The sequence below is a fragment of the Streptomyces sp. NPDC097981 genome (assembly GCF_040302565.1).
GTDB lineage: Bacteria > Actinomycetota > Actinomycetes > Streptomycetales > Streptomycetaceae > Streptomyces.
On sequence record NZ_JBEORW010000061.1, the window covers coordinates 19,301 to 32,430 of the forward strand.

The 13,130-nt window shown below is 71.8% G+C and carries 11 protein-coding genes and 4 pseudogenes; 5 read left to right on the top strand and 10 right to left on the bottom strand.

Going from position 1 to position 13,130, the window contains the following annotated elements; translation table 11 throughout:
- Positions 1-21: 21 nt before the first annotated feature.
- Positions 22-346, bottom strand: a pseudogene (locus ABTY04_RS36295) (IS110 family transposase); the annotation flags it as partial.
- A gap of 212 nt (positions 347-558) precedes the next feature.
- Between ABTY04_RS36295 and ABTY04_RS36300 the strand changes: the two are divergent.
- Positions 559-1,228 (top strand): annotated as a pseudogene (locus ABTY04_RS36300) (HAD family hydrolase).
- A gap of 72 nt (positions 1,229-1,300) precedes the next feature.
- On the opposite strand, the gene ABTY04_RS36305 reads toward ABTY04_RS36300, so the two are convergent.
- Both ABTY04_RS36305 and ABTY04_RS36310 read right to left on the bottom strand, forming a co-directional pair.
- The gene (locus ABTY04_RS36305) at positions 1,301-1,624 is read right to left on the bottom strand and encodes a plasmid stabilization protein (RefSeq protein WP_352217705.1); all 324 of its coding nucleotides are present in this window, start codon (positions 1,622-1,624) and stop codon (positions 1,301-1,303) included.
- Positions 1,625-1,702: 78 nt separating this feature from the next.
- On the bottom strand, positions 1,703-1,969 hold the full coding sequence (locus tag ABTY04_RS36310; RefSeq protein WP_352217706.1) for a DUF4235 domain-containing protein: 267 nt from the start codon (positions 1,967-1,969) through the stop codon (positions 1,703-1,705).
- 192 nt (positions 1,970-2,161) lie between these two features.
- Between ABTY04_RS36310 and ABTY04_RS36315 the strand changes: the two genes are divergently transcribed.
- From ABTY04_RS36315 to ABTY04_RS36325, 3 genes and pseudogenes are all read left to right on the top strand, one after another.
- Positions 2,162-4,315, top strand: a complete 2,154-nt coding sequence (locus ABTY04_RS36315; protein WP_352217707.1) for a SpoIIE family protein phosphatase — start codon at positions 2,162-2,164, stop codon at positions 4,313-4,315.
- 118 nt (positions 4,316-4,433) lie between these two features.
- Positions 4,434-4,967 (top strand): annotated as a pseudogene (locus ABTY04_RS36320) (alpha/beta hydrolase family protein); the annotation flags it as partial.
- A 237-nt stretch (positions 4,968-5,204) separates the two neighbouring features.
- Positions 5,205-5,390, top strand: a pseudogene (locus ABTY04_RS36325) (DUF6328 family protein); the annotation flags it as partial.
- Positions 5,391-5,406: 16 nt separating this feature from the next.
- Here ABTY04_RS36325 and ABTY04_RS36330 read toward each other — a convergent pair.
- From ABTY04_RS36330 to ABTY04_RS36355, 6 genes are all read right to left on the bottom strand, one after another.
- On the bottom strand, positions 5,407-5,838 hold the full coding sequence (locus ABTY04_RS36330) for an ATP-binding protein (RefSeq protein ID WP_352217708.1): 432 nt from the start codon (positions 5,836-5,838) through the stop codon (positions 5,407-5,409).
- Positions 5,839-5,851: 13 nt separating this feature from the next.
- The gene (locus ABTY04_RS36335; RefSeq protein WP_352217716.1) at positions 5,852-6,214 is read right to left on the bottom strand and encodes an STAS domain-containing protein; all 363 of its coding nucleotides are present in this window, start codon (positions 6,212-6,214) and stop codon (positions 5,852-5,854) included.
- Between the two features lie 174 nt (positions 6,215-6,388).
- Positions 6,389-8,818 carry a SpoIIE family protein phosphatase gene (locus tag ABTY04_RS36340; protein ID WP_352217709.1) on the bottom strand — a complete coding sequence of 810 codons (2,430 nt, stop codon included), beginning with the start codon at positions 8,816-8,818 and terminating at the stop codon, positions 6,389-6,391.
- A complete protein-coding gene (locus ABTY04_RS36345) occupies positions 8,815-9,258 on the bottom strand; it encodes a hypothetical protein (RefSeq protein ID WP_352217710.1) in 444 nt (147 codons plus the stop codon). Before ABTY04_RS36345 ends, ABTY04_RS36340 begins: the two co-directional genes overlap by 4 nt.
- Positions 9,259-9,717: 459 nt before the next feature.
- Positions 9,718-10,194, bottom strand: coding sequence for a hypothetical protein (locus ABTY04_RS36350; RefSeq protein ID WP_352217711.1), 477 nt, complete (start codon positions 10,192-10,194; stop codon positions 9,718-9,720).
- Between the two features lies 1 nt (position 10,195).
- Positions 10,196-10,738, bottom strand: a complete 543-nt coding sequence (locus tag ABTY04_RS36355) for a hypothetical protein (RefSeq protein ID WP_352217712.1) — start codon at positions 10,736-10,738, stop codon at positions 10,196-10,198.
- 181 nt (positions 10,739-10,919) lie between these two features.
- On the opposite strand from ABTY04_RS36355, the gene ABTY04_RS36360 reads away from it, so the two are divergent.
- On the top strand, positions 10,920-11,423 hold the full coding sequence (locus tag ABTY04_RS36360) for a hemerythrin domain-containing protein (RefSeq protein WP_352217713.1): 504 nt from the start codon (positions 10,920-10,922) through the stop codon (positions 11,421-11,423).
- Between the two features lie 397 nt (positions 11,424-11,820).
- Here ABTY04_RS36360 and ABTY04_RS36365 read toward each other — a convergent pair whose 3' ends face one another.
- Positions 11,821-12,402, bottom strand: a complete 582-nt coding sequence (locus tag ABTY04_RS36365) for a DUF2231 domain-containing protein (protein ID WP_352217714.1) — start codon at positions 12,400-12,402, stop codon at positions 11,821-11,823.
- Positions 12,403-13,130 lie beyond the last annotated feature (728 nt).

Sequence of the window (13,130 nt, forward strand, 5' to 3'; positions counted from 1 at the left end):
GGGGCGCGCGCAGGGCCGAGCGGCATCGCGAGCATCGGTCTTCGCCTCACCCCGGTAGGCGCCCGCCATGCGGTTGACCGTCCGGCCCGGCACGTAGACGGCCTGTTGCCCCGTGGGCGGCGAGCAGGGCCAGCAGCAGGGCCGAGGCCGTGCCGGAGATGTCCACCGCCCAGCGCACCCTGTCCGCCAGACCCAGGATCTCGCCGAGCGCGCTCAGAATCGCCGTCTCGTCGTTGTCGATCTTCTTCGACCACAGGGTCGCACCGGTTTCGTCGACCGCCGCCGCCCAATCGTGGCCCTTGCCCGCGTCGATCCCGCACCAGGCTCCGCCAGGCCGCTCGCCCATTCGCCCCTCCTCGCTGCATGCGACATGCCACTGGCCCGAGGAACACCCCGCTGTCCGCTCCGTAAACAGCGACCGCACAAGGCGCGCACATCTCAATCAGCAGCCAGGGCGCCCCGGAGAGCCGGATGGCCACTCCTCAGGAGCCACAACTGGCAAGCCGTCATCAGCCACATCCGGCCCTCCCGGACCGCATAACAACTTACGGAGCCGCCATGAACCGCGCCGCACTCGTCGACGTCGACGGCACCCTCACGGACACCAACCACCTCCACGTCACCTCCTGGTGGGAGGCGCTGCGCCAGTCCGGGCACCGGGTGGCCACGCACGACATCCACCGGGCGATCGGCCTGCCCGGCGAGGACCTCCTCGACCACCTCCTCGGAGAGGACCGCGACCGCTCGGGCGACGACCGGCTGAGCGCCGCCCACGACACCCTGTACGCCACCTACTTCGACCGGCTCCCCGCCCTGGACTCGGCGGGCGGCCTGCTGCGGGCGCTTTCGCGGGCCGGCTGGAAGGTGCTGCTGGTCACCTCCGCGAAGGACAGTGAACTGGGCGCCCTGCGCCGGGCCATCGACGCCGAGGACGCCATCACCGACACCGCCACCTCCGACGACGTGGAGCAGGGCAAGCCCGCGCCCGACCCCCTTCACCACGCCCTCGAACTGGCCGGGACGCCGTCCGGGCGCGCGGTGTTCGTCGGTGACACCGTATGGGACATGAAGGCCGCCGTCCGGGCCGGTGTGACTGCCGTCGGCCTGCTGTGGCGGGATCCCCCGCGCTGACCTGGAGGACGCGGGAGCTGCCGCCGTTTACCGGGACCCGGCCGACCTCCTGGCCCGCCTCGACGACAGCCTGTTCTCCGTGATACCGGCCGGCTGAACGCGTCCGGCCGGTATCACTGGTGGGCGTGGACGGAACTGTCGCGCCGTACGTCCCGGGCGCCCGAAGTCGTCAGTGGCCCAGAGCGCGCTTCAGCTCGGCCTTGTCCATCTGCGAGCGCCCCTTGATGTTGCGCTGCTTGGCCTCGTTGTACAGCTGGTCCTTCGTGGGTCCCTGGGAGCCGCTGTGGGAGCGTTGGCCGCCGCGCTTCGACGCGGGCATGTCCTGGACGGACGACCTGCTTGCCGTCTTGGATTCCCCGGCCTGGGCGCGTTCCTTGTTCACCGTCCGGGCAGCGATTTCCTTGGCGCGCTCCGTCGACTCGCCGCGCTGTTCGGCGGACTCCTTGATGTGCTCGTACTGTCGTTCCCGCTTCGGGGAGGAACCACGTGGCATGGCGATCTCCTCTCGCTCCCCGGGCGCCTACCCTGTTTCACCGCCGCCACGGCTGCGCACACAGGAAAGCCCCACGCCTCACGCGGGCCAGGTCCCGGTCAGGCGGCGGACACCAGTGGCCCCGGCCCGCTCCAGGGCCGCCTTGACCGCTGCGAAGAGTGCCCCTTGCAAGGAGGCGGCGATCAGGATCTCGGGCCAGGAGCGTTCCTCGTCCATGGCGTCGGGCGCATCGCCCGCACCGCCCACCGCCTTCCACAGCTGCTTGAACACCAGCCCAGCGATCAGCCCGCCGGCGGCGCCGAGCGCCAGGCCGATCGGCCGGTAGGCGAGCTTGCTCTTGTTCATCGCCCTCCTCCGCACGTCGCTTCCGGTACGGTCCTGCGCCTGCCCGTTCCCGTGCCCGCGACGCACCCGCGCGGGCCGCCGTTTCCGGTGCGGAGGTCCGGGCACACGGCATACAAGGAGCAGCCGAAGGCAACCGCCTTGTTCCGGCATGGTCCTGGTATATCCGTCGGGTGATCCGTCCGGGAGGTGGCCTTGACCGGGCGCAGTGACCACACGGGCGGTGTCGGCGCCGAGCCCGCAGACACCGCACCGCTGGACGGTGCCCTGGCCGAGTCGGTCCGGCGCACCGGGGCATCCGGCGGCGCCGTCTACCTGTGGGGCGTGCCCGGACGCAGCCTCGGGCTGGCAGTGCTCTGCGGCGTTCCCAAGGAGGTGGCCCGCCCCTGGTACCGGATCCCGGTGGACGCCGCCACCCCCGTCGGCGACGCGGTCCGCGAGGACCGGCTCGTGTGGGTCGGCTCCCAGGAGGACCTGGCGCACACGTACCCCAGGGCTGCCGCGCCCCTGCCCTATCGATTCGCGCTCGCCGCCATACCCCTGCCGGGCCGCACGGGCCCCCGGGGAGCGCTCCTGCTGCTGTGGCCCGCCAGCCATCCCGCCGCTGCCACCCGCCGCGAGCTCCACCACATCACCGCCGAAGCCCGCCGACTCGCCCGGATTCTGGGCGCGGCGGGACCCGACGTCCCGCCCGCGGCCCCCGAACAGCCCCGCGTCGTCCCGGCCGTACTGCCGCGCCCGTACGGCGGCCACGAGCCGCACGCAGCCGCGGACTGGGCCGAGCGCCTGCCCGAAGGCGCCCTTGCACTGGATCTTGAGGGACGGATCGCCTTCCTCGACGGCACCGCCGCCGAGTTGCTCGGGCGCAGCGCCGCGCATCTCCTGGGCACGCGGCCGTGGCAGTCCCTGCCCTGGCTCGACGCCCCTTTGGTCGAGGACCGCTACCGGACGGCAGTCATCAGCCGGGACGCGGTCGAGTTCACCGCCCGCAGGCCTCCCGACGGCGGCCGTCTGCGCTTCGAGCTGTACCCGGACACCAGCGGCATCAGCGTCCGCATCACCGTAGCGGACGGCGCCGCAGGGACGGAGCAGGCCGACTCGCCTGCGCCCGAGCGGCCCCGGCCGGGGGTGGGCGGGCGCGCCGAGGCAGGACGGGTCTATCAGCTCCTGCACCTGTCGGCCGCCCTGACCGAGACCGTCGCCGTCCGCGACGTCGTCGAACTCGTCGCTCACCAGATCCTGCCCGCCTTCGGAGCCGATGCTCTGGTCCTCTCCGCGGCCGACGCGGGCCGACTGAAGATCACCGGTTACCACGGGTACGACCAGGTCGTCATCGACCGCCTCGACGGCCTGCCCCTGGACACGGAACTGACCCCCGCAGGGCAGGTGCTGACCAGCGGCGCCCCGGCCTTCTTCGGCAGCCCGCGCGAAATGGCCGAGGCCCATCCCCGCGCCCCGCTGATGAGCGGGAAACAGGCCTGGGCCTTCCTGCCCCTGATGATCTCCGGCCGGCCGGTCGGCTGTTGCATCCTCTCCTACGACCAGCCGCACGCCTTCACCGCGGACGAGCGCGCCGTCCTCACCTCGCTGGCCGGCCTGATCGCCCAGGCACTGGACCGAGCCCGGCTGTACGACACCGCCCACGACCTCGCGCACGGCCTCCAGCAGGCACTCCTCCCGCACAGCCTGCCCGTCGTCCCCGGCCTTGAGATCGCGGCCCGCTACCTGCCGGCCGGCCGCGGCATGGAGATCGGCGGCGACTTCTACGACGTCATCGTCCTGGATGCCACAACCGTCGCCGCCGTCATCGGAGACGTACAGGGTCACAACGTCGCAGCGGCCGCCCTGATGGGGCAGCTCCGCACTGCGGTCCGGGCAACGGCGGGCGCCCCGCCCGACGAGGTCCTCACCCGCACGGCCCGCCTCTTGGAAGGCCTGGACACCGACCTCCTCGCTTCCTGCCTGTACGCCCACATCGACCTCGCCAGCGGGCTGGCCACCCTGGCCAGCGCGGGACACCCGCCCCCGCTGGTCCACGCTCCAGGCGCCTTGCCGCGTCGCGTGGAGCTCGACCCCGCCCCTCTGCTCGGCGTCGGCGTCCACGCCCCCTGCCCAGTCACCCGCCTGGACCTGGCCCCGGGGACGCTGCTCGCGTTCTACACGGACGGTCTGGTCGAGAAGCCCACCGCCGCGGGGGTCGACGCGGAGCGGGGTACGGACGTGCTCGTATCGGTCCTCGCTGAGAACGCCGGGAGGGGCCTCGACGACCTCGTCGAGGCCGTCCTCGGCGGCTCCGGCCCGGCCGCCCGCAACACCGACGACATCGCACTCCTCCTCCTGCGCACCTGAGCGGGGGACAAGCGCGGCAGCCGGACATGAACCCCTGCCTGGCCGGGCACGCCCGCTGCATGGACGCAGACGACCAGCGGGCCGGTGACCGCTGGGACCACCGGAAGTCGTGGCGCGGGACGCCGGCCTCGGCGCCGGCCGGCTCGCGGCGATAGTCGACTGCGCCGCACTTTGTGGTTTCGCTCGGGTACGCGGATCCCCTGAGGCTGGGGGTGATGGGCCGCTCGTACTGCGGCTACCTCACCATGACCTCCCTCGTGTGGCGTCCGGACCTTTTGCGGGCCGGGTCCCGCGGCCTGCGGGACGTCGGACTTCGCCACGTTCTTCGCCGGTACGGAGGCGTGGATCGCGCAGTCCGCAGCCGCCAAGCACGGGCACCCCGAACACGACCGGGAACTGCTGCGCGCCCTGTCCCCGATGAGCCGCATCGAACAGCTCCGCGCCCCTGTGCTGGCCGTCCACGGCGAAAACGATACGAACGTGCTGCCGACGGAGTCGGAACAGTTCGTCCGCGCGGCGCGACCGCGGCGTGCCGGCATGGCAGCTGATGTTGTGCAACGAGCGGCACGAGTTCCTGCGGGCGGACAACCGGAGGCTCTACCGGCGGCCTGCCGCGGACTGGCTGGAGCAGCATCTCGGTCCAGCCCGGTGACCAGGTCCGCCAGGAGCGGGCTCCATGGGCTGCGGCGCGCTCACCGCCGGATGTCCGTTTTCTCCCACGGTCACGGGGCAGGCGCGGGGCATGGACCAGTCGAAGGCACCAGTACTCGATGCGTTGGCCGCCTACCACGAAAGCGGTCAGACCCCGTTCACGCCCCCGGGCCACAACAGGGACGGGGCGCCGACCCCAGGGTGCGGGCCGTGCTCGAAGCGCGCGCCTGGCCTTCACCTGACCTTCATGGGCCTGGTCCTGCTGCTTGGCACCTGTACCGCGGCCCTGTTGCTCGTGTTGCGGGTCGCGACACACAACAACGCCCTCGTGCCGTGGGTCGTGGGTGGCGTGCTGGACTGGTACCTGCTGTGGTGGTTCGCGTTGCCGCTGTGGGCGCGGATCCGCTCCACCGCCGAGAACTGACCGCTGGGGGCGGGGCTCAGTGGGAGTCCATCTCCACCCACACGCATTTGCCCGGGCCTGCGACCGCGGGACTCCACCCCCACTTCCGGCCCAGCCTTTCCACGATGAGCAGTCCGTGCCCGCCGGGCCGGGACGGGTCGAAACGGTGCCTGGTCCGTGGTGGGGTGGGGCTCTCGTCCGTCACTTCGATCCGTAGCCGCTCGGCGGTGCAGCGCAGCACCAGGGACGTTGGCCCGCCTGCGTGCAGGCAGGCGTTGGCAATGACTTCGGAGACCAGGAGCAGGGCGTCGTCGGTGAGGTCCGACCCGGACGTGTCGTCCCCGGGGCCCGGTGGCCAGCGCCACTCGGCGAGAGTCTGACGCGTGAAGTCGCGGCAACGGGTGACCGCGTTCGCGGCGCTGCGTAGCGCGAGGCGTCGGGTCACCTCCGGTGACCGGCCCACGTCCATGTGTGCTCCTCCGCTACGCGCGCCGGGGATGGGCCAGCGCGGCTTCCACATCGGGGTGGACCTGGAAGAGCCGGTCCGCGCCCGTGATGTAGAACATGCGTGCGACCGGGGGGTATAGGCCGATGAGTTCGAGGCTGCCGCCCGCCTCCTGGACCGCGAGCCGGCCGCTCAACAACAGGTTCAATCCTGTGGAGTCGCAGAAATCCAGGCGGCTGAGATCCACCAGCAGTCTCCCGCCCTCCCGACACGCTGCGTCCAGCGCCTGCCGCAGGGGCTCGGCGGTGTCGTGGTCGAGTTCCCCCGCCGTGACCAGAACCGTCGCCTCCGGGAGGGACTTCGCCTCGATGGTGAAACGTTCTCCGCTCGTCGTGGGCATCACGCACACACCCCCTCTCCGTGCCCGGTCAGATGAACGGCTGAGGTTGTCATGGCTTCTCCCGTCCGAGTTCTTCGGGGCGTACTGCGCCTACCCGGTCGCTTGCCGTCCAAGTGCGAGACCGGGCAGAGGTCCAGGCGCTTGCGCGGCGCGGGCCGTGCCCGGTGCAGCGGATCATGGGTCGTCCGGGACATGGATGTCCAGGACGCAGATGTCGTCGCGGTTGCCCGGGCACAGCGCGGCGAGCGTACGGGCGAGGGTTTCGCCGTGCCCCTCCCGGAGGAGCCGCATGGTGGCCGCGGCCAGCCGGTCGAGCCCGATCTCCAGATCCTCGCCCGGTTTCTCCACGAGTCCGTCGGTGTAGAACAGCAGGCGGTCGCCCGGCAACAGGTCGATGACGGCCTGCTCATAGGAAGTGTCGAAAGTGGCGCCGAGGAGGGTGCCCGGCGGCTGTTCCAGGAAGCCCGCCCGGTCGCCGCGGACCAGCAAGGGGGGCAGGTGGCCTGCCCGGACCCAGGTCAGACGCCGGTCCCAGGGCTGGTACCGGGCCATGACCATGGTGGCGGTGGCGATGCCGGACGGGTCCGACGCGGTATGGAGCAAGAGGGTGTTGAGCCGGCGCAGGACGTCGGGCAGGGGGGAGCCGGTGATCGTCATGCCCTTCGCGGTGAACCGCAGCTGGGCCATGGTGCCGACGGCGGCCAGACCGTGGCCGGCCACGTCCCCGACGACGAACAGGGCGCTGCCGTCCGGCAGTTCGATGGCACTGTACCAGTCGCCGCTGACGTTGACCCCCCGGTCGGCGGGAACGTAGGCGACGTCGATGAACAGACCGGCCAGCTCCAGGGACTGATCGGGAATCGGCAGCAGGGTCTCCTGGAGGCGTGCGGCGAGCGCCCGTTCGGCCTGCAGCATGCCGCGCTGGAGGAGGACGGCTCGTTCGCTCTCGAGCAGCGCGAGCTCGGCGCCGCGCTGCGCGCTGAGGTCCTGGAAGAAGCCGTGCACCTCGATCGGGGTGCCGTCGGCGTCCGTCAGGGCCTCGGCCACGAACCGCAGGTGCCGCACTCCGCGCGCGGTGGCGATCCGGAACGGCTGGTCGACGGCCTCCCCCTCGCTCAGCAGCCGCTGGACGGCCGCGGCCACGACCGGAAGGTCGTCGGGCAGGAGGTACCGCGGTACTTCCTCCAGTGTCATCGGCCCGTCCCGGGGATCGCGGCCGAGGATGGCGTACATCTGATCGGACCAGGTGATGGTCCCGGTCGCCAGGTTCCAGTCCGCCCAACCGAGGGTGCCCAACCGCTGCATGTCGGCGAGCCGGCGCGCCTCGCGCTCGCTGGTGTCGTGGCGGATCCACGACACGACCAGGCGGTCTCCCAGCCTGGATGCCCGGACCGAGTAGACGGACCTGCGCGGCACGCCGGCGACCACCTCTTCATAGGTGAAGGGTCCTCCCTCGTACCCGGTCCCCGTGGTGAGGGTCTCCAGATATCCGCCCCACAGGGGGGTGCCCACCACGGTCGGGTACGTTTCCAGGATCCGGCGGCCCACGAGCTCCTTGCCGCGCCTCCCGGCCACGTCCACCGACTCGGGCGCCGCCGCGTCGATGCGGTAGTCCTCCACCTCGCCCGCCTTCGAGCGCAGCGGAGTGAGCAGGATCGCGGGTCCGGCCAGCGCGTCCAGCATCCGCTGGACGGACGTCACGTCGACGCCGTCATCGACCCCCTCGGTACCGGCGTCGCGGGGCCGCTCCGGCAGCCCCAGCGAGCCTGCGCACAACCGGGCCGCCTGCCGCAGCAGCGCCCGGGTGTCGGCAGCGAAGGGACCCAGCTGCGTCCGCAGGAAGCCGATGGCAACCGTCGCGGGCCCGTCGACGGGTACGGGGAGCCAGGCGCGCGAGGGCCACCGGTCCGGCGGCTCCGCGATGAGCAGGTACCGGCGGGCGTCCTCGGCCGGGTCCTCCAACCACAGGGCGCGGCCCCCGGCGATGGCCTCGTGGGCGGCGACGCCGCTGAGCGGGGGTATGTGGCGCCACTGCTCGGCCAGCTCCTCGTCGATTCCGGCGCGGCCGGTCAGCTCCAGGCTCCCGGCGGAGGTCAGGGAGTAGATCATCACCGCATCAACGCCGGCGTCCCCGCCGAGCACGGTCCGTAGCAGCTCCGCGACGTCATCCCCGCCGTGGGCCGTCGTCAGGCCGGCAGCGAGCCGGGCCAGGAGCGGGCGCAGCGCGGCGCCGCCCACGAGATGGCCCCCGGCGCCGAAGGCCGGGGCGGGCGGCTCCTTCACCACGACGGTGGCCGCGGCGGCGGTGGGCGGGTCGGCGGGCGCGCGCCGGGGCGGCGGGCGCGAGTGTATCCGGCCCAGGAGGATCCAGCACTCCTCCAGCAGGGTGCGGCCCCGGTCACCGGCGCGGCTGAGGAGGATCTCGTAGGCCGTGTCGGCGGATACGCCCGCCTGGGCCATCAGGACGCCCTTGGCCCGCTCGACGACGGCCGTGGTCGCGGCGACGTCTTCCAGGTCCACGATCTCTGACCGCAGCCTGGCTACCACCTTGGCGAGCGCCAGCACCTCGGGTGCGGCACCCTCGCCCGCGGCATCGCCCTTCATCCCTTGAGCATGGCACGCCCGTCCCCGGTACTGCGCGCGCAGGTCCAGTACGAACGGGTCCCCGGCCAGCCTCTTCGCCCGGTCCTGCGCCGACTCCGGTTGAGGTCCGTCTCACGGGGCAGGCGCCAGGGGCATCCGCGCAGCGAGCGGGCACGGTCCCCGCACGGGCCGAATAGCGAGAAGGAAGAACCTCGGCGGAGGATGTTCGCGATCTGCTCGGGGCTCCACTTCTCGTCCAGGTGCGCCTGGACGAAGGCTTGCAGCGCAGGGCAGATTTCGAGTCTTCGCTCCTTGGAGCGCGGCCGCCGCGACTCCGCCCGCTTCTGTGCGGCGAAAGGGCGGTAGTACGCCGCGTGGGTCGGCCCGACGGCGGGGTTGCAGTTGCGCCGGATCTCAGGGCTGACGGTCGACGGGTTGCGGCCCAGGGTCGCCGCGATCAATCAGATGGACTTCCTATCCCGTCGCAGGTCGGCGACCCGCATGCGCTCCTCCTCTGACAGGTAGCGGCTCGAAGCGGGGCCCACGGGGGCTTTCAGCTCGCCCGTGCGCAGGTTGGGGGCGAACTTTGGGTGGAGCGCCAACGACCGGGTGCACCGCAGCCCGGATTGCCTTGCTCATGCCCTCCCGGGCGGTTACGCGCTCAGCACGTCCATTCAGCCACTCTTGCCCGGTTCTGCGGTTGATTCCGGCGATGCGGCTGGCTCCCCTGATGCTCACGCCTTCGCGTGTCAGTTCGAGGAATCTCTGCTTCCCTTCTGGGGGACACCCGGTTGCCGTTCGGGCGTTCCCCAGCAGTGCTGCTCGTGTCTTTCCTCGCCTACCCGGTGTGCGGGTGTTGCGACGTTGACTAGAACCCAAGAGTGGCCCGGTGAGGCACGAGCACGTCCGGATCTGGCGGCTCAGGTGTCCAGCAGCCGGTTGACCAGCGAACGGTAGGCCCGCAGAGCCTGCCGCAAGTCCTCGGTGGCCACCTGCTCCCCTTGGTCCCACTGCTTCTCGAGCCCGCTCCGGTGCTCGGAGAGGGTGCCCGCGAAGCTCTGCATGACCTCCGCCACCAAGGCGTCCGCCGACCGGACCGCTTCCTGAGGGTCGTCGACGAACCGGCCCTGGATCTCGCTCCACCTGGTGCGGTACCGCTCCGCCTCCGCGGTGCCCAGCAGCGGTTCCTCTTTGCTCTCGGGTTCGCGACCCGGCTCCCTTTCCTGGTCCCCGGCAGGCTCCTCCGCCGGTGCCTGCGTCGCGTCTCTCTGCCCGCCGGTGGCCTCGCCGGGGTAGACGGCCGCGTCCCGGTCACGGGACGGCGCCGGACGTGCGAGGTCTTCCGTCGTCAGGGCGGGCTCGGACTCCCGCCCCGCCTTCTCTTCGTGGTCGCGCATGTCATCGGCTCCTCTGGTCGGAGAGGAGATCTTCGAACAGGGCGCGGTAGTGCACCAACGCCCCGCGCAGCTCCTCTGTCGTGGCCTCTCCTGCACCGCTGCGCACCTTGACGGCGTGGGCGGCCCGGTATTCCTCGAGCGTGCGCCCGTGCTCCACGGACAGGTCGCGCAGCTGCCCGTCGTACCCGTCGGTGGGATAGCCACGCTCACCCATCAGCCGGGTCAGGAGATCGTCGGCCCCTGCAACGGAACCTTCCGGCCGGTCCACGAACTGCTGCTGCACACGCGTCCACTCGTCCGCGTACTGGCGCCGGCGCTCGGGCGACAGCTCCTTGATGTCGAGCTGGTCGTGCCGCTCCTCGCGGGCGCGCAGATCGCGCTCGGCGGAGCGCTTGTCGCCGCGCTCCTCGACAGTGCGGTCGTACTCCGGCCCGAACTGTTCACGCAGGTGGCGTCGCCGGGCCAGCATCCACAGCAGCGCCGCGAGCGCGAGCACGACGACCACCGCCACGACGATGACGGCTATCAGCGAATTGGTTGACATCTTCAGGCCTCCGTTCCGGGGGCTCTTCGTTTCTCGTCACGCGGCTGCCCCGGTGGGCGCCGCAGAAACCCGCAAGGCCGGCGCCGACCCCGCCGGCCGGGTTTGAACTCACCGCCATCGAGCAAGCGCCACGTGAAGCGAAGACCGGGAGCAGGAGGACCGGGAGCAGGAGGTACGTGGCATGGCCGCGGAGAAGCAACTGGATCACGACGTCGTCGCCGTGATCCTCAAGGACCACCGCACGATGGAGGACCTCTTTCGCCGGATGCGTAGTGTGGAGGCGGACCGGGCGGGCGCCCTCGCGAAGTTCTCCGCGCTGCTCATCGCGCACGGCGAGGCCGAGGAGGCCGAGGTGTACGGCGCGCTGAAAAGGTTCAAGGACGTCGACAACGAGGACGTCGAACACGGCTCCGAGGAGCACGCCGAGGGCAACGAGGCCCTCCTGGCGCTGCTCGAGGTGTCCGAGGTGGGTTCCGACGAGTGGGACGCGCGCTTGGAGGACCTGGCCAAGGCGGTCTCCCACCACCTCGACGAGGAGGAGCGGACGATCCTCAACGACGCCAGGGAGAACGTGCCCGACGAGCGGAGGGCTGAGCTCGGGGCTGCATTCCTGCGGGAGCGGGAGCGGCAGCTCGCGGCCGACTGCGGCAGCATCGGGAACGTGCGTGCAGTCGTACGCGGGTGACGGCGGCGGTGCCGGGGCCCCAGCAGCAGGGCAGCCCGGGCGAACGCCTGGATCCCGTACCCGATACCGGCAGGTGACCGGGCCGCCCATCGGGCGTCGGCCGGGACGAGGAGACGCGCGACACCGTGTGGGGGCGTCCGCCGAGGTGACCGGTGCAGTCAATCCTGCGGGGCGAGAACGGTGAACAGGGCGCCCTCCGGGTTGCCGAGGGCGACCGAGTGTTGCTCTGAATGCGAGGTCATTCCGGACAGGGAGATTGCAGGGCGGGGACCCTGTGTCGCCCATGACCGCGGCCCCCTGCGCGGGCCGCATGAGACTTCGGGGGCCACGCAGTGCATCGTCTCGCCAGCGAGGCCAGGCCCCCGGCCCCGCCCTACGGGCGGCCACCCACAAGACACTAGGCCGCCGGATGCGGTCCGACGGCCTGCCGGTAGGCCACGTGTCCGCCCAGCGCACCACTGACCGCGACCGCCGTCAGCCCGCCCCATGACCACAGCGTGCCCTTCGCCGAGCGGCCGCGGAGCCGGGCCGTCAGGGAGGCGGCGTAGCAGGCCACCGCCGCCACGTTGGATACCGCGTGGGCCAGCCCGACCCGGGCCTGCTCGGGCGGGAGGTCGGCCCAGTCCGCCCAGCCGGCGACCGCTGCCGGGGCAACCCCGGCCAGCCCGACGGCGGTGAGGGTCGTTGCCGCGCGCTGGGCCCCCGGTACGACGTCCAGTACGGCGGCCGACAGCCAGCAGCCGATCGGCAGCTGAACCAGCACGGGATGTACGGGGTGCCCCAGCGGCCGGCCGCGCAACAGATCACGCATCCCGCCCAGGGGGAGCGAACGGATCCCACGCTGGAGAGCCCTGATCACCGGATCGGCCACCGTCGTTCGTTCGGTCCGGTCCAGGGCCGTCAGCCACCATGTGGATGCGGTGTCGAGCACCGCGGTGTGCCCGGCCGCCGTCGAGGTGTCGAGGGTGTGTGCGTTCATACCCGACGCCTACCCGGCATCCGGCCGCCATCCCGCCACGGCGCCGACTGCACCCGAACGGCCTGCCCGCCAACGGGGGAGTCGTGGCCGGACGCGTTCACGGGTTTCGCCCGCAGACGTCTTCCGCGTGCGCACGCGACCCGGCGCCGGGCCGGACCCGTGGTCAAGACGGCGGCGGGGAACCTGTCCCGGATCCGGTGCTCTCCCAGGGCGCGCGTCAGCGCTTCTGGTACGGAACCGGTCGGCGGCGCGGGCGTCGGGCACGACCAGGGGCTGCCCGCAGGCCGTCACGTACCGGCAGGGCGCATGCGACAGCGGCAGTGCTGGGCCCGCTGTCCGGGGCTTTGGCGGACCGACCAGTCCGGGCGGGATCTGCCGGTCCTCCGCGGTCGGCGAAACGAGGGCCACCGGCACGTGGAGCGTCGTGAAGCCCGCCGGGCGAACCGCCTCCCTCCCGGTATCGGATGCCGCCGCAAAGAGCGGCCGGCCGCATGGCCCGCCGCTGTGCGCTGCCCGGGCCGCTCCGGATTCCCGGCCCTGCTCCGGCATCTGCCCTCCGGTCCCGTAGAGCAGTGGAGGTCGTACCCCGGTCATACGCTGAACGGGGGACGGGCGTGGAGGTGCTCTGAAGTTCCCTCTGAGCTGGACAGCCTGATACTGGGGCGGACAGCCCCGGAGGAAGCAGTTCCAGGTAGTGAGCAAGAAGAGCAATACGAGCAAGCGGTACA